The 21,378-nt window shown below is 60.1% G+C and carries 20 protein-coding genes and 1 pseudogene; 14 read left to right on the forward strand and 7 right to left on the reverse strand.

Annotated elements, in window-relative coordinates; translation table 11 throughout:
• Nucleotide 1 precedes the first annotated feature (1 nt).
• The 3 genes from CMN55_RS02530 to CMN55_RS02540 are packed head-to-tail and all read left to right on the forward strand — an operon-like array spanning nt 2 to nt 2,397.
• The gene (locus CMN55_RS02530) at nt 2–421 is read left to right on the forward strand and encodes an ApeP family dehydratase (protein WP_293947970.1); all 420 of its coding nucleotides are present in this window, start codon (nt 2–4) and stop codon (nt 419–421) included.
• Nucleotides 422–439: 18 nt separating this feature from the next.
• Entirely contained in the window at nt 440–1,165 is a 726-nt protein-coding gene (locus CMN55_RS02535; protein WP_293947971.1) for a 3-ketoacyl-ACP reductase FabG2, read from the forward strand.
• The gene (locus CMN55_RS02540; RefSeq protein WP_293947972.1) at nt 1,165–2,397 is read left to right on the forward strand and encodes a beta-ketoacyl-ACP synthase; all 1,233 of its coding nucleotides are present in this window, start codon (nt 1,165–1,167) and stop codon (nt 2,395–2,397) included. The genes CMN55_RS02535 and CMN55_RS02540 overlap by 1 nt, the downstream gene beginning before the upstream one ends.
• On the opposite strand, the gene CMN55_RS02545 is transcribed toward CMN55_RS02540, so the two are convergent.
• The gene (locus CMN55_RS02545; protein ID WP_293947973.1) at nt 2,392–2,757 is read right to left on the reverse strand and encodes a PilZ domain-containing protein; all 366 of its coding nucleotides are present in this window, start codon (nt 2,755–2,757) and stop codon (nt 2,392–2,394) included. The genes CMN55_RS02540 and CMN55_RS02545 overlap by 6 nt on opposite strands.
• A gap of 348 nt (nt 2,758–3,105) precedes the next feature.
• Between CMN55_RS02545 and CMN55_RS02550 the strand changes: the two genes are divergently transcribed.
• From CMN55_RS02550 to CMN55_RS02565, 4 genes are all read left to right on the forward strand, one after another.
• Nucleotides 3,106–4,998, forward strand: a complete 1,893-nt coding sequence (locus tag CMN55_RS02550; protein WP_293947974.1) for an autotransporter assembly complex protein TamA — start codon at nt 3,106–3,108, stop codon at nt 4,996–4,998.
• A 2,639-nt stretch (nt 4,999–7,637) separates the two neighbouring features.
• The gene (locus CMN55_RS17430) at nt 7,638–9,347 is read left to right on the forward strand and encodes a translocation/assembly module TamB domain-containing protein (protein ID WP_459253637.1); all 1,710 of its coding nucleotides are present in this window, start codon (nt 7,638–7,640) and stop codon (nt 9,345–9,347) included.
• A 141-nt stretch (nt 9,348–9,488) separates the two neighbouring features.
• On the forward strand, nt 9,489–10,046 hold the full coding sequence (locus CMN55_RS02560; protein ID WP_293948164.1) for an RT0821/Lpp0805 family surface protein: 558 nt from the start codon (nt 9,489–9,491) through the stop codon (nt 10,044–10,046).
• 90 nt (nt 10,047–10,136) lie between these two features.
• Nucleotides 10,137–10,928: an enoyl-CoA hydratase-related protein gene (locus CMN55_RS02565; RefSeq protein ID WP_293947976.1), complete on the forward strand. Its 792-nt coding sequence runs from the start codon at nt 10,137–10,139 to the stop codon at nt 10,926–10,928.
• 18 nt (nt 10,929–10,946) lie between these two features.
• Here CMN55_RS02565 and CMN55_RS02570 read toward each other — a convergent pair whose 3' ends face one another.
• Entirely contained in the window at nt 10,947–11,357 is a 411-nt protein-coding gene (locus CMN55_RS02570) for a lipocalin-like domain-containing protein (RefSeq protein ID WP_293947977.1), read from the reverse strand.
• A 99-nt stretch (nt 11,358–11,456) separates the two neighbouring features.
• On the opposite strand from CMN55_RS02570, the gene CMN55_RS02575 reads away from it, so the two are divergent.
• Complete coding sequence (locus CMN55_RS02575; RefSeq protein WP_293947978.1) at nt 11,457–11,864, forward strand: VOC family protein; 408 nt, start codon at nt 11,457–11,459, stop codon at nt 11,862–11,864.
• Nucleotides 11,865–11,895: 31 nt separating this feature from the next.
• Nucleotides 11,896–12,501 carry a DUF2238 domain-containing protein gene (locus CMN55_RS02580; protein ID WP_293947979.1) on the forward strand — a complete coding sequence of 202 codons (606 nt, stop codon included), beginning with the start codon at nt 11,896–11,898 and terminating at the stop codon, nt 12,499–12,501.
• A gap of 9 nt (nt 12,502–12,510) precedes the next feature.
• Here the strand turns inward: CMN55_RS02580 and CMN55_RS02585 are convergent, their stop codons facing one another.
• Nucleotides 12,511–14,820 (reverse strand): mechanosensitive ion channel domain-containing protein, encoded by a 2,310-nt coding sequence (locus CMN55_RS02585; RefSeq protein ID WP_459253634.1) that lies wholly within the window; start codon nt 14,818–14,820, stop codon nt 12,511–12,513.
• 97 nt (nt 14,821–14,917) lie between these two features.
• On the opposite strand from CMN55_RS02585, the pseudogene CMN55_RS17015 reads away from it, so the two are divergent.
• Both CMN55_RS17015 and CMN55_RS02590 read left to right on the forward strand, forming a co-directional pair.
• Nucleotides 14,918–15,031: pseudogene (locus CMN55_RS17015) on the forward strand (DUF2238 domain-containing protein); the annotation flags it as partial.
• A gap of 19 nt (nt 15,032–15,050) precedes the next feature.
• Nucleotides 15,051–16,001 (forward strand): DUF5677 domain-containing protein, encoded by a 951-nt coding sequence (locus CMN55_RS02590; RefSeq protein ID WP_293947981.1) that lies wholly within the window; start codon nt 15,051–15,053, stop codon nt 15,999–16,001.
• A gap of 68 nt (nt 16,002–16,069) precedes the next feature.
• Here CMN55_RS02590 and CMN55_RS02595 read toward each other — a convergent pair whose 3' ends face one another.
• The 3 genes from CMN55_RS02595 to CMN55_RS02605 are packed head-to-tail and all read right to left on the reverse strand — an operon-like array spanning nt 16,070 to nt 17,578.
• Nucleotides 16,070–16,558, reverse strand: a complete 489-nt coding sequence (locus CMN55_RS02595; RefSeq protein WP_293947982.1) for a GNAT family N-acetyltransferase — start codon at nt 16,556–16,558, stop codon at nt 16,070–16,072.
• Nucleotides 16,555–17,190, reverse strand: a complete 636-nt coding sequence (locus tag CMN55_RS02600) for a LysE family translocator (RefSeq protein ID WP_293947983.1) — start codon at nt 17,188–17,190, stop codon at nt 16,555–16,557. The genes CMN55_RS02595 and CMN55_RS02600 overlap by 4 nt, the downstream gene beginning before the upstream one ends.
• A 1-nt stretch (nt 17,191) precedes the next feature.
• The gene (locus tag CMN55_RS02605) at nt 17,192–17,578 is read right to left on the reverse strand and encodes a YybH family protein (protein ID WP_293947984.1); all 387 of its coding nucleotides are present in this window, start codon (nt 17,576–17,578) and stop codon (nt 17,192–17,194) included.
• 183 nt (nt 17,579–17,761) lie between these two features.
• Between CMN55_RS02605 and CMN55_RS02610 the strand changes: the two genes are divergently transcribed.
• The 3 genes from CMN55_RS02610 to CMN55_RS02620 are packed head-to-tail and all read left to right on the forward strand — an operon-like array spanning nt 17,762 to nt 20,625.
• Nucleotides 17,762–18,805: a TAXI family TRAP transporter solute-binding subunit gene (locus CMN55_RS02610; protein ID WP_293947985.1), complete on the forward strand. Its 1,044-nt coding sequence runs from the start codon at nt 17,762–17,764 to the stop codon at nt 18,803–18,805.
• Nucleotides 18,806–18,809: 4 nt separating this feature from the next.
• Nucleotides 18,810–19,799: a PAS domain S-box protein gene (locus tag CMN55_RS02615; protein ID WP_293947986.1), complete on the forward strand. Its 990-nt coding sequence runs from the start codon at nt 18,810–18,812 to the stop codon at nt 19,797–19,799.
• A complete protein-coding gene (locus tag CMN55_RS02620; RefSeq protein ID WP_293947987.1) occupies nt 19,792–20,625 on the forward strand; it encodes a sensor histidine kinase in 834 nt (277 codons plus the stop codon). Before CMN55_RS02615 ends, CMN55_RS02620 begins: the two co-directional genes overlap by 8 nt.
• 2 nt (nt 20,626–20,627) lie before the next feature.
• Here CMN55_RS02620 and CMN55_RS02625 read toward each other — a convergent pair whose 3' ends face one another.
• Nucleotides 20,628–21,266, reverse strand: coding sequence for a LysE family translocator (locus CMN55_RS02625; RefSeq protein WP_293947988.1), 639 nt, complete (start codon nt 21,264–21,266; stop codon nt 20,628–20,630).
• Nucleotides 21,267–21,378: the final 112 nt, after the last annotated feature.

Raw genomic sequence — 21,378 nt, forward strand, 5'->3', positions numbered from 1 at the left:
CATGGAACCCTGCCCCTATGATGTCACGGAAATCCTCTATCACGCCCCGCCGATGATCCTGATCGACCGGGTGCTCAGCTATGATGCGGAGACGGTGACGTCGATTGTCGATATCACGGAGCGGACGCCGTTTCTGGCGGCGGACGCGGTTCCCGCCTATGTCGGCATTGAATATATGGCCCAGTCCATCGCCGCCTATAGCGGCATCATGGCGCGCAATGCGGGCGGAGAGGTGAAGATCGGCTATCTTGTCAGCACGCGCAATATGAAACTCGGCTGCCCGTCCTTCGCGATTGGCGAGCGGCTGAAGATCACCGTCAAGCTGGTCTATAACGAAGCGCCGATGGCCGTCTTCGATGGCCGCATCGAACGGGATGAAAAGCTTGTCGCCGAAGCGCGGCTTAATGTATACCAACCCTGAATTTTCGGGTGAAAGCGGATGCGAAAAAGAATGTTGGTCACAGGGGCGAGCGGCGGTATCGGCCGGGCAATTGCCCTCCGGCTTGCGAAGGATGGCTTCGAGATTGTCGCCCATTGCGGCCGTAACCATGCGGCGGGGATGGAGACGGTCAGCCTGATCGAGGCGGCGGGCGGCGCGGCGCGGCTTGTCCAGTTCGATATTGCCGATCGCGATCAGTGCCGCGATATCCTGGAGGCGGAGACGGAGGATTTCGGCGCCTTCTACGGCGTTGTGCTGAACGCCGGAATCACCCGCGATACCGCCTTTCCCGCCATGATGGATGATGAATGGGACGCGGTGATCCACACCAATCTCGATGGCTTCTACAATGTGCTGAAGCCGCTGACCCTGCCCATGGTGTCGGCGCGGCGGGGCGGACGGATTGTCGTCATCTCGTCGGTCTCCGGGGTGATGGGCAATCGCGGGCAGGTCAATTACAGCGCATCGAAATCCGGGCTGATCGGCGCGGCGAAGGCGCTGGCGCTGGAGCTGGCGAAGCGCAAGATCACCGTCAACTGTGTTGCGCCGGGCCTGATAGAGACGGCGATGAGCGAGGAACTCCCGCTCGATGAAATCATGAAGATGATCCCGTTGCGCCGCCTTGGCGAGGCGGAGGAGGTGGCGGCGACCGTTGCCTTCCTCTGTTCGGACGGGGCCGGGTATATCACGCGGCAGGTCATCTCGGTAAACGGAGGCATGGCGTAATGAAGCGGGTTGTGGTGACGGGGATGGGCGGGGTGACCTCGCTCGGTGAAGACTGGGCGGCGATCTCGGCCAATATGCGGGCCGGAAAGACCGGTATCCGCCGCATGGAAAGCTGGGATTTCTATGACGGCCTCAACACCCGCCTCGCTGGCCCGGTGGAGGGCTTCGATGTTGATGGACGCTATCCACGCAAGGCGCTGCGCAGCATGGGTCCGGTCTCGAAAATGGCCGTTTACGCAACGGAAAAGGCGCTCACCATGGCCGGCCTGCTGGATGATCCGGTGCTGAAGTCGGGCCGGATGGGGGTTGCCTATGGGTCTTCCTTCGGCAGCACGAAGCCGGTTGTCGCCTTCACCGACCTGATGCGCGATGGCCATTCCCGCGATCTCACCGCCACCAGCTATGTGCGGATGATGAGCCATACGACGGCCGTTAATATCGGCGTGTTCTACGGCCTGTCCGGGCGCGTGATCCCGACATCGAGCGCCTGCACTTCCGGCAGTCAGGGCATCGGCTATGCCTATGAGGCGATCAAATACGGGTTGCAGGATCTGATGGTCGCCGGCGGGGCGGAGGAACTCTGCCCGACCATGGCGGCGGTGTTTGACACCCTCTATGCGACCAGCACGAAAAATGACACGCCGCATCTTTCCCCGCGGCCGTTTGACAAGGACCGCGACGGGCTGGTGATCGGCGAAGGGGCGGCGACGCTGGTGCTGGAATCCTATGATCATGCGGTGGCGCGGGGCGCGCCGATCCTGGCCGAGATTGTCGGCTACGCCACCAATTCCGATGGCCGCCATATCACCAACCCGACGCAGGCGACGATGGAGGTGGCCATGCAATCCGCCCTCGACAATGCCGGGCTCACCGCGGCCGATATTGATTTTATCAGTGGCCACGGCACGGCGACGGAGCAGGGCGATGTGGCCGAATCCCACGCGACGCGAAAAATCCTCGGACCCGATATCCCCTTTCATTCCCTGAAAAGCTATTTCGGGCATAGCCTTGGCGCCTGCGGCTCGATCGAGGCCTGGCTCGGCATCGAGATGATGCGGGAGGGCTGGTTCGCCCCGACGGCCAATCTCGACAATGTGGATGCGGCCTGCGCCGAACTCGACTATCTGATGGGCGCGGGGCGCGAGATCGGCGTCCGGCATCTGATGAGCAACAATTTCGCGTTCGGCGGCATCAACAGTTCGCTGATCTTCCGCAACGCGGCGGAATTATAAGGATATATTCTGCGGGTTGGGATCGAGGGAGATGCCCGGCAGCGCCGAAACTATGGCGTTATAGATAAACTCCGGTGGCTCGACAAAGCTGAGACCGACGATTTGTCCTTCCTTCCAAATGAGATGGCAGTTGAACGCGCCGAAGCGCGGCAATTCCAGCACCACGTCATCCGTCGGCTGGAAATCATGCCGGGTCTGAAAGCGCGCGCCGCTGACCGACAGGTCGCGGACGACGCCCGGGACGCTCTGCGCCCTGTCCAGTAGGCGGGCGCCCCATAGCAGCGACAGCGTGCCGCTCCACATGACGGTCTTGCGGCGATATATGCGTTTTTCCACGCCGGGGGAACCGGCCTCTGTCATCTGACTAATTGTTCCGCCCATCCTGCTCTATGCATAACATTCCTCATGGGTGAGCGGGCACTCTAGCAAAAAGAGATTAATTCTGTATAAAGAACTGACGGCAATTTTTACGAAAATCGCTTCATTCCGGTTGCATAAAGCGCGGCCTGACGCGCAGGGGCAGGTCTGGCGAAATTGTCGGGCGCGATGTCATTCATCCGGATTTTATGCGGATAAAGGACATGTGAACTGGACTCCGGCGGAACGGGGCATTACTTAACGTTCAATATAAGATATTTGATGTTTCGAGTTATATTATATGACGTATGTCCGGGGTGCATGTCCGGGCCGCTTCCGGAGAAACGACCCTTGTCGTCACGATATTTTCCATCTGTGCATCTGATGCCGGCACTGGCCCTCCTGGCGGGGTTGGCGGGGGTGGTTCCCCTCGCGCCGGTCCGGGCGGCAGAACCGGCAAAGACCGCGGCACCGGCGGCAGAGACAAAGACGGAGACAGCCACAAGGGCAGAGGCAGAGACAGAGACGATCCCCGCCGCGCCGGAATATCGCTATGAAGTGAAGATCAACGGCGCCCCGACCGAGGAAATCGGCGATCTGCTGGAAGAATCGTCGCGTCTTCGCCAGCTTGAAGGCAAGCCGCCGCCCAGCCTCGCCTCGCTGCGCCGCCGCGCCGATGTCGATGTGGAAGGATTTATGAAGGTGCTGCGCTCGGAAGGCTATTATGGGGGAGAGGTCGCCTATAAGCTGGAGGCGCGCGATGATCTTCATGTCATCACTTTTGAAATCACGCCAGGCCCACTTTTCCGCCTGACGAAATTCGATATCAACTTCAAGGGTGCGGGTGAACTCCCTGAAAAACCGGCGCTTTCCGATATAGGTATTGAAAGGGGCATGCCCGCCCGATCCGAGCCGGTGGTCACTGCGGCAAGCGATGTCATTGCCGATCTGGCCCATCATGGCTATCCCGATGCGGCCATCGAGAAACAGGACGTTGTCGTGGATTTCGCGACCGACGCCATGGAGGTGACGCTGAATGTCAATACTGGCGCGCGCCTCTATTTCGGCGATCTGCATATCGAGGGCCTCAAACAGGTGGAGGAGGAATATATCCGCCGCCTCGCGCGCTGGCAGCCAGGCATCCTCTATGATACCCGCGTCATCGACGATCTGCGTCGCCGCTATCTTCGCTCCGGCCTGTTCGAGAGCGTGCATCTGAAACCGCGCGGCGAGATTATTGACGGGAAGACCGTCCCGATCACGCTTGCCTTTACCGAGCGGGATCACCGGTCCGTCGGCCTCGGCGCCAGCTATTCGACGAGCGAGGGCTTCGGTACCCAGTATTTCTGGGAGCATCGCAATTTCTTCGGCAATGGCGAGAAGCTGCGCACTGACCTCACCATCGCCCAGATCAAGCGCGAGCTGTCGGTGAAATTCGTCAAACCGAACTTCATCAGTCTGGATCAGAATCTGAACGCCAATTTTGATATCCGTCAGGAAGAGACCGACGCCTATGATGAGGACGCCGTAGCGGCATTTGTCGGGCTGGACCGGCGCTGGCGTAAACGCTGGGTGATCGGCGCGGGCGGCTCGCTCGAATATTCGCGGATTGACGAAGATGGCGTCACCAACAACTACGCGCTGGCCGGATTGCCGCTGACGGCGCGCTATGACCATACGGATGACCTGCTCGATCCCACCAAAGGGCGGCGGTTCAGCTCCACTTTGGTACCCTATATGGGGCTGAACGCCAATACGCCCGATTTCCTCCGGCTGGAGATGGACGGCTCTGTCTATTATCCGGTCGTGGGGGAGGGTCGGGTGGTGCTTGCGGCGCGGGGCAAGCTTGGGATGATGGTGGGGGATGACGCGAGCGACATCCCCGCCAGCAAGCGGTTCTATTCCGGCGGCGGCGGCTCCATCCGCGGCTATAAATTCCAGAGCGTCGGACCGCTGGATGCGGATAACGATCCGCTCGGCGGCCGCTCCCTGCTGGAGGTCGGGTTCGAAGCACGCACCAAAATCACCGACAGCATCGGCCTTGTGCCCTTTATCGAGGGCGGCAATGTCTATGACAGCATGGCGCCGGATTTCTCGGGCGATTTTCTCTGGGGTGCGGGCCTCGGCTTTCGCTATTATACGGCCATCGGCCCCATCCGTTTTGATGTGGCGCTGCCGCTCAATCGCCGCAAGAATGTCGATGACGCCTATCAGTTCTATATCAGCATCGGGCAGGCGTTCTGATGTCGCGGCGGGCAAAAATCATAACGGCGGCGGTGGTCTCGCCCCTGCTTCTGATCTTGCTGCTGATCGGCGGGGCGTTTCTATTCCTGCAAACCGACAGCGGGCGCGGTTTGCTCACCTCCCAGATCGAGGGCGCGGCGAGCGATCCGGCGGGTCTGACCGTTGAGCTCGGCACGCTTGAGGGCAATATATTCGGCGACTTCACGCTGTCCGATGTCCGTCTCAGCGATCCCAAAGGCGAGTGGCTGACGATCGGGCAGATTGCCGCCTCCTGGTCGCCGTTTGATCTGCTGGCCGGCCGGCTCACGCTCAATGCCATCACCGCCGAGACGCTCAGCGTTGCCCGCAACCCGGAGCTGCCCCCGGCGGAGGAGGAAAACGAGCCTTCCACGGGTCTGCCAAAGCTCCCCATCGCCATTCGCCTTTCGAAATTCGCGATTGAGAATATCCATCTTGCCGAGCCGGTGATCGGCCAGAGCGCGGATTTGCAGCTTCTGCTCAATCTGAATGCCGAAATTGACGATGTGATCCATAGCGAAATCCGCCTGACGGAGCGGGACGATAAAAGCCGTCTCCTCGGCACCGTCGATTTCCACCCCGTCGAGGAAACGCTGGCCATTGATATCAATCTGGAGGAGCCGGAGGGCGGGCTTATCTCACGGCTGCTGGCGTTGCCGGGCTATCCGGCGATCCGCGTCAATATGGTGGGCGACGGGCTGCTTAACGCCTGGCGCGGGCAGCTTGAGGCGGGCGCGGGAAAGCTGTTCGATGCGGATTTCGCCATTGCCACCAAGGGCGATGAAAAGATCGCCCTGGATCTGAACGGCGGCGCGTCGCTCGATGCGGCGCTGGCGAAGGATATCCCGCTCGTTGACGACTCCCGTATCAGTATTGACGCGGCGCTGAGTTATGACCGGGGGAATTCGGACATCGTCCTTTCCGGCCTCAATGTGGAAAATGCGGCGCTGCGCGCAGGCTTGAGCGGTTCTGCCAACCCGGACCGGCAGACGCTGGACCTCCGGTTCACCACCAATCTTCGCGATACGGCGGAGGTCAATGAGCTGATTGCCCCGGCCCGCCTTGCATCAGGGGACATCACTCTCGATCTCAAGGGCACGTTCGAGAAGATGGTGGCCAGCCTGCTGCTCAATCTTGGCGGCCTTGAGGTAGAGGATAGCCTGACCGCGCGCGAGGTCACCGGCACATTTACTTCCGATCTTGACTTGGCGGAATTGACGGATATTCCGGTCCGCGGTTCGGCGGCGCTGGTCGGGATTGACAATCTCCCGGCGGAGGCCGCAAAGCTGGTCGGCGAGACGCTGGATGTGGATTTTGATCTGCTCTATGGCGTTGACAGCGAGACGGTGACGCTCAACTCCCTGCGGTTGCTCGCCGCCCATCTGGGCGCCAGCGGCTCGGGCGCGGTCAATGTTTCGAGCCTGGAGACAACGGCGGATCTCTCCCTCACCCTCGATGATCTGGGGCAGGCCCTGCCCATGGGCGGCCGGCTGATCGCCGATCTGCATGTCTCCGGCCCCGATATCAGCAAGGAGATGGCGGGCACGCTCAACGCGCATGTGGAGAATTTCGATTTCCGCGATCCGGCCCTGCAACCGCTTGTGGGCGCGGCGCCAACGCTGGACGCCCGCTTCGCTCTGAAGGAGGAGCGGCTGTCCCTTTCCGATATCCTGCTGAAAATCGCGAGCGGGCAGGTGGCGGGCACGGCCACCCTGCCGATGACATTCGAAACCCTGAACGCCGACTTCACCGCGACGTTGCCGCGGCTTGCGGCCCTCAATGCGCTGGCCGGGGTGACGCTTGGCGGCGATGCAACGCTCGCCACCCGCTTCTCCGGCGCGCTCACTGATCCGGATATCGCGGGCAAGCTGATCGGCAACAGGCTGAAGGTGAATGACATGCCGCTCGGCCGTCTTGTCACCGATTTCAACCTGGCGGCGCTCGCCACCTCACCAGCGGGAGAGGTTGCCGCAACGCTTACCCATGATCAGCTCAGCGCCGATCTTCGAACGAAGATCGCCCTGCCGGACTATGCACGGCTGGACCTTACGGCGCTGACCCTGCGGGAGCAGGATAATCTGCTCAGCGGCGATCTCCGCGTGCCCTTTGACGGCGCACCGATGACCGGGGAATTTACGGGCAGTATCCCCGATCTGGCCTCCTTTGCGGCGCTGGCCGGGCAGGATATGTCGGGCATTGTTGATCTGACGGCGCGGCTGCAGGACCGGGGCGGCGCGCAGGCCATTGACGCGACGGTCACCGGCAAATCGGTCAATCTTGCGGGCGGCAGCGTCGGCATTACGGATATCACGGCGACGGCGGCCATCACGGATGCCTTCGCCAATCCCGCCATTGATGCGACGGCCACGGCCCGCAAGATCATTGCGGGCGGACAGAAAATTCAAGAGCTGACGGCAGAAGTGGACGGCGGCCTTGCGGCGCTGGATTACCGCTTTGACCTCACGCGGGGGGAAGAACCGGACCTCACCCTCACCGGCAGCGGAGAGGTGCAGCTTGAGGAAGCGGAAACCCGCATCCGGCTCACCGCCCTTGACGGCAATTTCGCCGAGCGGCCCCTCCGCCTGACGGAACCGCTGTCGCTCCGCCTTGCCGGGGAGACGATGGAGCTCGCCAGCTTCGGCCTGTCGCTAGGCGAGGGGAATATCCGGGGCAATGCCCGGCTGACCCCGACCGAGGCGGCCGCCGGTCTTGATATTGCCGCGCTGCCGCTGGATCTGCTGGAACTGGTCAGTCCCGATCTGGCGCTGGACGGCGCGCTTAACGGCGCAGTCAAGCTGGCCGCCACGAAAGGCGCGCCCGCCACCGGCACGGTCGTTCTCACCGTGTCGGACATCCGCTTCGACGGGGAGGAATATGGCGAGCTGCCCACCTTCGCAAGCGCGGTCAATGCCGAATTGAAGGACGGGGAGTTGACCTTCAATGCCGATATCACCGGCCTTGAGGCGACCAGCATAAAGGCCAGCGGCAGCCTGCCGTTCGATATCGCGCTGGACCCGGCCGCCGTTCTTCTCGATGACAATAAACCGGTTAAGGCAAGTTTGAATATTGACAGCGATGTCAACAAGATATGGCCGCTTCTTGCCCTTGATACGCAGGTTTTGCGCGGCCTTCTGAAGGCGGATTTCACCGTTGCGGGAACGATCAACGCGCCGCGCCTTGAGGGGCAGGCGACGCTGCGCGATGGCTATTTTGAGGAAACCGAACAGGGCACGATCCTCAAAAACCTGACGCTGGACGCCGATCTTGCCGATGGGGAGACGCTGACCATCAACCTTTCCGCCAATGACACTCAGGGCGGAACGCTCAAGACATCGGGCAGTATCGGGTTTGAAACGCTGACCAATCCGGCGGTTGATCTGAAGATCGCACTCGCCCGCTTGCAGCTTGTCAATCGCGACGACATCATGGTGATCAGTGATGGCGACATCGCGATTAAGGGCGCGGCGCTCGATCTTGATGTGACCGGTGACATCACCACGCAGGAGGTGGAGTTGAATATCGGCGGCTCCGTCGCGCCGAGTGTCGTCGATCTCGATTATCAGGCGGTGAACAAGCCGGGCGCGCCGGTGAACGGGGCGGCGGAACCGCAGGAGCCGTCGAAAATAGCGCTTGATCTCGCCCTGAATATGCCGGCCCGCGTGTTTATCCGCGGCCGCGGCCTCGATTCCGAGTGGCAGGGCAATTTCACCATCACGGGCACGGCGAGCACGCCGCGCATTGAGGGCAAGCTGAAGCCGGTGCGGGGGCAGTTCACCTTCGCGGGCAAGGCGTTCGTGTTGCAGGAAGGGGAGATATCGCTGCTGGGCGGCGATACCATCAATCCGGAACTCGCCCTTTCCGCGCAATATGTGGGCGCCAATGTGACGGCGATTGTCTCCATCACGGGCACGGCGACAAATCCGAAGATCAGCTTTACCTCGCCCGACGGATTGCCGCAGGATGAGGTGCTGGCGCAGGTGCTGTTCGGCAAATCCTCGGGCAAGCTGACGGCGATTGAGGCGGTGCAGCTTGCCGAAACGGTGGCGACCATNTCNGGCAAGCTNGGCAGTGGCGGCGGCATCACCGGGTTCGTTCGCGATACCCTTGGCGTTGATGTGGTCAGTGCCCGCACCAACGAACAGACCGGGGAGGCGGAAGTGAGCGTCGGCAAATATGTGACCGATAATATCTATGTCGGCGTCGATCAGGGGGCGCAGTCCGGCACCCGCGCCAAAGTGCAGATCGAGCTCACCCCCAATATCTCGGTCGAAAGCGAGATGGGGCAATCCACGGACAGCAGCGTCGGTATTGTCTGGAAATGGGATTACTGAGGCCGCGCGTCGGCACGGCCCGCTGCCCCTATTAGAACATAATTCAATTTTATCTTCGATCTTTATTAAAGTGTTTATTGATGCGAGGTTGGCATGTCATTGATTTATCACGGGAAACGGAAGTTCAGGCCATTGAAGACAATGTTTGTCGGCGCGCTGGCCCTCGGCTTTACTGTTGTGGACATGACGCCGGTGCAGGCGGATCCGCCACCCTGGGCGCCCGCGCATGGCTATCGCAACAAGCACAAGGGCAAGAACCAAAATTATGTCGTTGCGCCCGTGCCGTTCGGTATTGATGTGGGGCGCTGCAATCGCGAGCTGCTGGGCGGCGTTCTCGGCGCGGCGGCGGGTGGCGCGGCCGGTTCGCAAATCGGCAAGGGGGATGGCAAGCTTGTCGCCATTGCCGGGGGCACGATCATCGGCTATCTGCTGGGCGGGGCCATCGGCCGGTCCATGGATGAGGTGGACCAGAACTGCATCGGCCAGATTATGGAACATGCCGACGACGGGCAGGAAATCATCTGGAACAATCCGCAAAATGGCGCCGTCTATGAAGTGCGCCCGCAAGAGACCTGGCAGCAGAAAAATGGCGAATACTGCCGCGAATATACGGCCGAGGCCGATATCAACGGCAAAAAGCAGCAGACCTACGGCATCGCCTGCCGTCAGGAGGATGGGAGCTGGAAACTGAAAAGCTGACAGTTGCTTTTTTTCCGATAGGCATCGCCTTCGCCCCTGCTATGATGGGCGGAAGAAGAACATGCCATACATGTCAGGGAGGCGCGCGCCATGAGCTATGACTTCATTTCCGTCACGACGGACAACCATATCACCCGCATCACGCTCAACCGGCCGGAGGTGATGAACGCCATCAATCCGCAAATGCATCAGGAGTTGCAGCAGGCCCTCGATGCCTTCGCCGCCGATAATGACCAGTATATCGGCGTCCTGACCGGCCGAGGGGAGCGGGCGTTCTGCGCGGGCAGTGATCTCAAAGCCATCGCCGCCGACAAGTCCCGCGACATGCGGAAATATCCCAAAAACGGCTATGCCGGGCTGATCGAACGCTTCGATCTCGACAAGCCGCTGATCGCGGCGGTGAACGGCGTCTGCATGGGCGGCGGGTTCGAGGTGGCGCTCGCCTGCGATCTCATCATCGCGTCGGACAACGCCCGCTTCTCGCTGCCCGAACCGTTGGTCGGCGCGGTGGCGCTCGGCGGCGGACTGCACCGGCTGGCCCGGCAAATCGGCCTTAAAAAGGCCATGGGCATGATCCTGACCTCCCAGACCGTTTCCGCGGAGGAGGGGGAGCGCCTCGGTTTTGTGAATGAGGTGGTGCCGGCGGCGGAGCTGGACGACGCCGTGAACCGCTGGTGCGCCAATATCCTGCGCGCCGCGCCGCTGTCCGTTCGTGCGTCCAAGGCGACGGTGATGCAAAGCCTGGATGAGCCGTCCCTTGCCGCCGCGATGCAAAATCAGGCGGGCTATCCCGCCTTTGCGCGCTGGTATCAGTCAGAAGACCGCGTCGAAGGGCCGCGCGCCTTTGCCGAAAAACGCAAGCCCGACTGGAAGGGGCGGTAACGCGCCCTTCCGGACCTCTCAGCCCTTCACGCGCCGCCAGAACAGGTGATGTTCATAGACATTGCCCGATGAGGTTGTCTCGGGCCGGGTTTTCAGGATCATATCATCCCCCTGCGGCACCACGGTGCGGATCAGCGGATGGCCGAGCCAGTGGGCGATGGTCGAATACATCACATCGTGATAGACCTCATCCCCTTCCAGTCGGAAAGTGCCGCCATAGGCGAGGCTGGTGTTCGGGTCCGGGTTCGCGCCATGGGGCGCATCGCGAAAATCATTGCGCATCAGAAAGCCGCTCATCCGCCCGTCCGGCGAATAGATGACCTGGCCCTGGGCGTCCTCCCCCATGGGATAGCCGATACGCTCCCCGTTCTTGAAGCCCTGCCAGCTTACCAACTCCCAGCTTCCAATCAGATCTGCGCGGGTAACCATTGGAAATCTCCTGTTCTTGTTCTTATTTCAAAGGTAGGCTGACGCTTGGCGCAGCCGTCAAATGTTGTAAAATCAATCGTCAGGCAAGGGAAGGGAAATATGTTCAAAATCAGGAATATCGACCATATCGTGCTGCGGGTGAAGGACCTCAAGACGATGATGACCTTCTATCAGGANGTTCTCGGCTGCCCGGTCGAGAAGGTGCAGGAGGGCATCGGCCTCTATCANCTGCGCGCCGGANCGGCCCTGATCGACATNGTGCCNGTTGANGGNACGCTGGGNCAGATGGGCGGCGCNGCNCCGGGCAAGGAGGGGCGCAATCTCGATCATTTCTGCCTCCGGGTNGAGCCGTTNGATGANGNNGNNATCCGCNNNCATCTTGCGANCCACGGCATCGACGCCGGGGAGCTTAAAAGCCGCTANGGCGCGGAGGGGCAGGGCCCGTCCTTCTACCTCAATGATCCCGANGGCAATGTGGTGGAGCTGAAAGGCCCGCCCGCAGCATAAAAGACGCTCATCGGCAAAGGGGGCAACAGGCATGTGGAAAGCGATCTGGCTGGGCATTTATTTCATCGTGCTGATCTGGAGTGCGATCGAACCCAAGGGCTATTTCATCTGGATACTGGAAGTTGGCCCGGCCCTGATCGGTTTGGCTATCCTCGCCCTGGCCTATAAAAAATTCCCTTTAACGCCGTTGCTTTACGCCCTCATTCTGATCCATTGCATCATCCTGATGGTGGGCGGGCATTACACCTATGCCGAAGTGCCGCTGTTCGATACCATCAAGCCGTGGTTCGGGTTTGAGCGGAACCATTACGACCGCCTCGGCCATTTCGCGCAAGGCTTCGTGCCCGCCATTATCGCCCGCGAAATCCTCATCCGGCTGGAGGTTGTCAGGGGGGCGAACTGGCGCAATGTCATCATCGTCTCCATCTGCCTCGCCTTCAGCGCCTTTTACGAGCTGATCGAATGGTGGGTGGCCGTCCTCACCGGTTCCGCCGCCGATGAGTTCCTGGCGACGCAGGGCGATGTCTGGGATACGCAAAGCGACATGGCGATGGCCCTTACCGGCGCCATATTGGCGCTGGTCCTGCTTTCCCGCTGGCATGACCGGCAGCTTGCGAAGCTCAACGCACCGCGATAGCCGCCGCGGTTAGCGCTCGTCGCCCGGTTTGGCGGGGGTGGGGAGGCCGGCGGCATCCTCGATGGCCGGTTGNGCGGCGCCGACGATGGCTTTCTTGCGNTCCTCCGACATCGNTTGCGGGCCGNTNCCGGGCGCATCCTCCGCGACGCGGACGGTCACCTCGCGATGGGCGAAGCGGATNTCGTTCGCNTCAAANAGCGCGCGGATGCGGGCATAGACCTCTTTNCGCACCACGAACTGATCGCCCGGCCGGGTCATGAATTTGACGCGCACGATCATGGCGCTGTCCTCCATCGTGAANACCCCCTGCGATTTCAGCGGCTGCATGAATTTNTCGCCGATTTCCGGATGNTCCATCAGCTCCTGCCCGAGCTTCTTGATCAGCTTGCGGACCTTCTCCACATCNGTGTCATAGGTNAGGCGNAGCGGCAGCTTCATCATCACCCAGTCGCGCGAATAGTTGGTGATCTGCNNNANCTCGCCNAAGGGNACCGTATTGAGCGGGCCGAGATGGTGACGCAGCTGCATGGAGCGGATGGAGATCCGCTCGACCGTGCCCTTGACCGAGCCGAGGCTGATATATTCGCCGCGGCGGAAGGCATCGTCGATCAGGAAGAAGGCGCCGGAAAAGATATCGCGGATCAGCGCCTGCGCCCCGAACCCGACGGCGAGGCCGATCACGCCCGCGCCAGCAAACAGCGGGCCGATATCGACGCCGAGTTCCGACAGCATGATCATGCCGCCGATGACGACAATCACCATCAGCAGGAAATTGCGGAACAGCGGCAGCAGGGTGGCGAGGCGGGACGCGCCGCCGCGGCCGCCTTCCTCTCCGGGTTCCGCCGTGCCGAGCTCCATCAGCCCTTCATCCTGCATCTTGCGGTCAATGGCGATCTTCACCGCCTCATAGGCGAGATAGCTGAGGAAGAAGATCAGCAGGATTTCCCAGAAGCGATTGAGCAGGCCGCCATCTTCCATCAGGTCGATGCCCCAGAGGCGGTAGATCCACCAGACGACGATGGCGGTGATGGCGACCCCGGCCGCCTTTTCCGCCAGCCCCTTGAAGGATTTGCGCAGCATCATCGGCGGCTCGCCCTCGCTCCCGTCCTCGGGATCATTTTCTTCCCGGATTATTTGCGGGCGCGGGGCGGCGGCCCCCTCCGGCTGCCGGTCAAAGACATATTCGATCAGCAGCAGCGCCCCGCCATAGGCGGCGATGCCGCAGAGAATGGCGATGATCGGCAGGTTGGTCTGGCTGAGCGCGTTCGGCTGGCCGTTGGCGATCCAGGCGATGGTCATGAAACCGGCGATGATGAAATACAGAATGGCGAGGCCATGCCAGATGCGCGAGATCAGCAGGCGCGGTTTCCACACGGTTGCCGGGTCATTATGGCCGAGGATGATCTGCCCCACCTCGCGGCGGCGGGTGAAGACGAAGGCCGACTTGGTCAGGATGGTGGCGAGCGTCAGCCCGATGGAACAAAGCTGCGCCGTCTGCGGGTCGAACTTCAGGCTTTCCGACCAGATATTGAGTGTGATCAGCACGGCGACCAGGGCGGCCATCCCCATGCCGGTCCGGTACAGCCGCGTTGCCGCCGCGGTATTGAGGGCGACAAGGCGATGGCGCGGCTTGTCCGGGGCCAGCAGATTGTTCATGAAAACCAGCATCAGCCGATAGGAGACAAAGCCGATGATGGTGATGCCCTGCAGCAGCCGGTAAGTCTCGTTCCCGCGGTCGAAGATGATCACCAGCAGGATGGCAACCGCGCCCTGCAGGGCGAGGCCCGCCGCCTGCATCAGCCCGCGCAGGAGAAGATAGCCGATGCTGTCTTCGCGGCGTCTCGGGTCTTCCGTGGTGATATAGCTGAAATGCGGCGCGGCCCAGCGGCGGAACAGCCATTCGGCGATATATCCGGCGATCAGGAACAGGAGGGTGGTGCCGACGGCGGCAAAGGGCCAGTAAAAGGCAAGCGCACCGCCGCCATGGGGATCGAGCGCGCGGATGGTGGCAACAAACCGCTCCGGAAACTCGGGGATTTCGGCAATCACATTCAGGATGTTCTGGCGTGTGGCGAGCGCCCAGCTTTCCATGTCCGGCGCCGCGGCGGCGGGCGGCGGCGTCTCGGGGCCGCCGATCACGACAATGGTGGCGCCGTTGCTCTTTGCCTGATCAATAAGCTGCTCCAGCGTGGCGGCGTTGGTTTCCGCCTTGCCCTCTGCCGTCTGCGCATGGGCCAGCGGGCTGATCAGCAGCGAGACCAGCAGACCCAGGACCAGAGACCGAATAGAATTCCCCACGAACGTCCCCCCGCTACACATAAACCCGCCCCAGAATATCCACTCTCCGCGCTTTTCTCAAACTGAGTTTGCGAGTGAATGAAAATGCGTTGAGGAGGGGGCTTTTGTGTGAGAACTTAAGGGCGATATCTGGGATACCCAGAGCGATATGGCCCTCGCCCTCACCGGTGCGATCCTCGCCAATCTCCTGCTCTCGCGTTGGCATGACCGGCAGCTGGCGAGGGTGGGGTGAAACAGGAGGTAGCAAGAGAATGAAGGATTTAAAAAATCTTACAGCGGAGTTTGAGGAGATAAAAGGTGCTGTCAATAAGGATTTAGCAAATCCAATTGGCCGTCATCAGGATTTGCTTTTCATGCTTCTATGTTCCTCCGCTGTAAAATCTATCGAATTCAATTTGAAAATTCAGACTGCCAACGAGATCAATTGTTTTTTATACCAACCTCTACTAAGAGGGCTGGCGGAAGATTTCATATACTTGAGTTATTTGAGTTCCATTCATGAAGCCGATCGTCATGAGCTGATAAACGCACTTGCTAGTGCCGATTTATGTAGTGCGTTGGAAAAACAGCAAAAATTCTTTCAAACTATGAGGGAGAATCAGCCAATTCTTATTCCGCAGATGCTCACTGAAAAAATGAGAAAACGCAAAAAGGAACGGAAAAGAGAAATTAGGGATATATGGAAGAAACTAGGCTGGGAAAAGCCAAATGTTACAACTAGGGACATTGCGGAAAATGTCGGCTTGCTTGACTTTTATGATTACATTTATTCTGCAACTTCACGTACAGTTCATTTCAATCCACTGACACTATTTAGACAGGGTTTTCAGACAATTACCAAAGAAGAGTTTGATAAACTTGACGGTTCGCAAAAATTAAAAGAGGCTGAGAAAGTAAATTTCTCACTCTCAAATCTGGCAAGATATCATACCCATTTTACAAGATTTTATGGGGCGTTCATTTTCATTCTATTTTATCGGCGTTTTAGAGATTATTTTCCCGCGGATAGCAAAATAGAAGAGGCTGTTTCAAATATAGATAAAGCAACTTATGATCTCGCCAGATGGCCTGAAATTGTCACTTTCGAAGAGATGAATATCGGATTAGATTTTGGAATACACATGTTTGAATTTCTTAAAAATCCGATTAATACGGTAAAGCTTAAGGGTTTTCCAAATAGCTCAACGAAACCAGAAAATTAGGTTGAAAACTAGAAGATGTAGTGCTTGTTGATGATTTTCGGCTGCGCCCTATTTCTATTACCTGACATTCACCCCAATTCCCCGAACGCGTCGGCGTAGATAACCTCGGCGGGGTCTGCTTTTTCGGCGGTCAGTTCTAGGGCCATGAAATAGTCCCCCGCATAAATGCACTCATACGGCGCGGCGGTCTCAACGGAGAAGCCGAAGCGGGTGTAGTAGGCGGGATCGCCGAGGACGAAGATAAGCGCTTCACCCCTCCGGCGGGCTTCCTCGGTGGATTTGCGGATCAGCGCGGCGCCGATGCCCTCTCCCTGCCGGTCCGGTGCGACGGAGACGGGCGCGAGGGCGAGGGCGTTTTTGGGGGATTTCAGCCGCGAGAGCGCGATATGGCCGATAATCTCCCCGTCCGCCTCGGCAACAAGGGAGAGGGTGAGATCGCCCGCGAGGCGGAGCGCATCGACAAGCCCGGCCTCATCCCTCTGGCCAAAGGCGGCCCTCACCACCGCATGGATGGCGGGGGCATCGCCGTCACGCTCCTGCCGGATATGCCACTTCATGGTGTGAGGGGGTTGCGCGCATCGAGCAGCAGCCGGCCGCCGATGGCGACGAAGCAGACGCCTGCCGCACGCTCGATCAGATGGCGGGCATGGGCGAAGCGGCGCATCACCGGGCCGGAGGAGAGGAGCAGGCTGACCAGCACAAACCAGACAAAGGCGCTGGCGAACACCAGAAAGATCATCATCAGCAGCAGCCAGGCGGGCGTTTCTGCGGTCACGGCGGTTGCAAAGACGCTGGAAAACAGGACAATCGCCTTCGGGTTGGTCAGCGTCACCAGAAAGCCGAACAAGAGCGGATTGCCGCGCGCCCGCGGCAGGGGATGCTGATCGGCGGCGATGCCGGACGGGCGGCTGAACAGCAGCCGCAGGCCGAGATAGATGAGATAGCCGGACCCGGCGATCCGCACCGCCCAGGCGAGCCATTCATACTGCATCAGGATGGCCGACAGGCCGAGCAGGCTGAGGCTGGAATACAGCAGCAGCCCGAAGGCAACGCCGAGCGCCGTCAGCATGCCGCTCCGCGCGCCGCCGGTCAGGGTGGAGCGGACAACGCCGATGAAGTCCGGCCCCGGCAGGATCAGCGCCGGAATGAAAATGCCAAAGACGGACAGCAGAACAAAGGCGGCGTCCATGCTATCCCCGCCGGTAGGTGGTCTTGCGGACCAGCCGGTCGCCGTCGAAATGCAGCAGGTCAAGGCCGAGCATGGCGCTTTCCTTGTCCGCGCCCTCGCCCATATGCATGGCGAGCGTCCAGCTATCCATCACCTTGCCCGCGGCGGCATCGATGAAACGATCCTCGCCGCTGAAACGGATCTTGCCGAGGCGGCCGCCGACCACCGGCTCGAACGCCTTGCGGATGGCGGCGGTTCCCTCATGGGTCTTGCCATAGGCGTCGCGATAGACGGCATCATCGGCAAAGAAGGACATGACAGCCTCCAGATCCTGGCGGTTGAAGGCCGCAACGAAGCGGTCGGTGAGGTCGGAAAGCGCCTGTCGGCGGCTTGTTGGCGTCTCTGTCATGTTTTTCTCCCTGTCCGTTTGATGCCTTGATAAGCCGGTTTTCAGGCGGCGAAACCGGCCGATAATTATCGCGGCTGTTTACCGCTCATTAACATGCCGATGCTAGTCTGGCGGGCAGAAACCCATCTTACAGTGCGCGCCGATCCGGGAAAAGATAAAATACGGATTGGTGAAGGAGGCGGAATGCGCGTTCAGCTTTTGGCGAAGATGCTTGGCATGCTGGCGCTGGCGGCCCTGATTATCGCCCCTCCCGCCGTCCGGGCGGAGCCGCCGGTCAGCCTGTTCAGAATTGGCACGGGCGGCACGGGCGGCACCTATTACCCGGTCGGCCAGGCGCTCGCCCATGCCATTTCCAACCCGACGGCGGCAACGGACTGCGCGCCCGTTCCCTGCGGCGTACCGGGCCTGCTGGCCGTCGCCCAGACAGCCAACGGTTCCGTTTCCAATATCGAGGATGTCCAGGACCGCCAGATCGAAAGCGGATTTAGCCAGTCGGACGTGGCCTACTGGGCGCTGTCCGGCACCAATGTTTTCGAGGATGCCGGACCGCAGCGGGATATCCGCGGCATCGCCAGCCTGTATCATGAGGATGTGCATGTCGTCGCGCGCAAGGGCTCGGGCATTTCGCGGATCACCGATCTGCGCGGCAAAAGGGTGTCCCTGGACGATCCCGGCTCCGGCACGCTGGTTGGCGCCCGCCTTATCCTCGACGCCTATGGCCTCACCGAGGCGGACCTCAAGGCGCAATATATCAAGGCGTCGGATGCCATCAAAAAAATCCGGAGCGGCGAACTGGACGCCTTTTTCTTTATTTCCGGCACCCCGTCCCCCGCCATATCGGAGCTGAGCGAGGAGGGGCTGGTCACGCTAGTTCCCATCAGCGGCCCCATTGCCTCGCGCCTGACATGGGAAAACCCCTTCTTCACGCCGTCCGCCATCCCGGAGGGCAGCTATGCGGGGGTCGAGGCTGTCCGCACCCTCGGCGTTGCGGCGTTGTGGGTCGTCAGCAGCGCCCAGAGCGACGCGCAGGTTTACGAGATTACCAAGCGATTCTGGGAAAATCTGCCGGATTTGAAAAGGCTGGGTCTGCATCCCAAAATCGACAAGATTACATTGGCGACTGCCTTTTTCTCCATGAGTGTGCCGTTGCATCCCGGCGCCTTGAAATATTATCAGGAATCGGGTCTGCTGCTGGCGGATTCCAAGAATAACAGACGGACTAATTGATCTGATGCTCTTTGGCTGGCCCTCAAAAATTGCAAAAAAGCTGCGCCTTGACCGGTTCTTGAAGCGGCAGAACAGCTATATCCTGGCCATCCTGGCCCTGACCCTGTTCGTGGCCGGAACCGTCCGCTATGTGCAGGTGACGCTGGCCGATATCGAGGAATCCATCCCGCTGAAGGTGATCGAGGATTCGCAGGCGATGTCGGCGATCCTGTTTGATATCAATGAAATCACGCAAGGGTTGGCGGTTGCCAAGCTGGCCATCGGGATGGAGCGGGAGCGCAAGCTGGCGGCGGTGCGCGACCGGCTGGCCAATGTTAATACGGCTCTTGAAGAAAAACGGGTTGAATACGGCTTTGACAATCTCATCGGCACGGCCGCGATCTACGGGGTTCTGAGCCCGGCGCTGTTCGATATGAGGGGATGGATACAGGACGGCATCAGCGGCCTGCCGCCGGAGAATGATATCGTCGTCAATGCCTTGCTCGACCGCGCGCGCGGCGCACTTGCCAAGGCGGACAGCCTGCATGATCAGGCCAACGGGGTCGCCGTTGAACTGCTGCGCGTGCAGGCGGAAAAAATCTCCGACTTCCGTCAGGCGGTGCTGCTGGTTCTGCTGGGGCTGGCCGGTCTGGCGGCGATCCTGATCTATTACATCTATAACCGCCGCGCCTCCGAACTCGCCTTGCAGCAGAGCGAATGGAAATACCGCCGCATCTATGAAAATGCGAGGGAGGGGATCTTTCAGGCCCATGGCGACGGGACGCTGATTGATGTCAATCCGGCGATGGCCTTTTTCCTCGGCTATAATTCGGCTGAGGAAATGAAACGCCTCGTCTCGCTGCTGCAAAGCAGTGTCTATACGGATATGGAAATCGCCAGGAAGCACTTCATGCTGCTGACCAAACGGCAGTATCTGATTGACGAAATATATCAGTGGCGGCGCAAGGACGGCACCCTCACCTGGGGGGGCGATCAATGCCCATGGCGTGTTTGATGCGGCCGGCCGCCTGCTCTATTTCGAAGGCACGCTGACCGATATGAATGATCGCGTGCGGGCCGAGGTGACCTTGCGCAAGGCCAAGGAAATGGCCGAACTCGCCAATCGCGCGAAATCGGAGTTTCTCGCCAATATGAGCCATGAACTGCGCACGCCGCTCAATGCCATCATCGGCTTTTCCGAATTGCTAAGCTCCGAGGCGTTCGGCAAGCTTGGCCATCCCAACTACAAGGAATATGTCGGCGATATCCATGGCGCGGGCCGTCATCTGCTCGGCCTGATCAATGACCTTCTCGATGTCGCCAAGGTCGAGGCGGGGCATCTGCAACTCTCCGAGCGCAAGATCGACCTGGCGGCGGTGATCCAGTCCTGTTTCCGCATGATTTCTGTCCGGGCGCTGGAGGCGGGCATCACTCTGGAAACCGACCTGCCCCCCCGGATTCCGACGTTTCTCGGGGATGAAACCCGCACCAAGCAGATTATCGTCAATCTCCTGTCCAATGCCGTGAAATTCACCAACAGCGGCGGGACGGTGACGGCGGCCGTTGAAATTCGCGACGATTACGGCCTGACTGTCCGTATCCGCGATACCGGCATCGGCATCGCCGAGAAGGATATTCCCCGCGTGCTGGACCGCTTCGGGCAGGTGCAGACGAATTACGCCCGCAATAACGAGGGGACGGGCCTCGGCCTCACGCTGGTGCAGATGCTCGTCGATGTGCATGGCGGCACCTTCACGCTGGAAAGCGAGGTTGATGTCGGCACCGTCTGCACCGTCATGTTCCCGCCCGAACGCACCCTCCGCCTTGCCGAGGCGGGGTAGCCCTACTGCATTCCCGCAGCGCGGAGCGGGGCGATAAAATCCGCCTGCATCAGGGCGATGCCGACGGCGACCAGCATCAGCAGGGCGAGGGTGACATTGATCAATCGCATCAGCCGCGGCGCGGTGACCAGCCGCCGCAGCAGGTTGCCGCCATAGCACCAGAGGGAATTGAACGGCAGCCCGATCAGGGTGAAAATCACAATAATGACAATGACTTGTGTCGTATAATCCGTGTCCGGCGAAATGAATTGCGAATAGGCGGCGATGACCGCCACCCAGGCCTTGGGGTTGAGCGGATGCAGGATCAGCCCGGCGAGATAGCCCGGCCGGTCCGCGCTTTCGACAATCTCCGGGTTGGAGGTGGCGATGCGGTAGGCGAGATAGAGAATATACAAAAGCGAGACGCCGAGGAAGACAAGCTGTAGGACGGGGGAGGTCGTAAACAGCGTGCCCAGCCCCAGCGCCGTCGCCAGACAGACGAGAAGAAACCCTGAAATGCAGCCGAGCAGGAAGGGCAGCGAGCGGCGAAAACCGAAATTCGCGCCACTCGCCATCAGCAGCATGTTAACCGGTCCCGGGGACGCCACCATGGAGAAGGCGAACAGGGCAATCACTGCCATTTTTCCGGGATCCATCAGCATCGCTTCACCGTCTGAAACCACAATGTGACAATTTACAATGTATCAATATTGTTTTATTATTGTCCCCGTCAAACCCTATATTGTCACTGTGACAATATAGTTTTCGCCGATC

Source organism: Sneathiella sp. (assembly GCF_002694385.1).
Classification (GTDB): Bacteria; Pseudomonadota; Alphaproteobacteria; order Sneathiellales; family Sneathiellaceae; genus Sneathiella.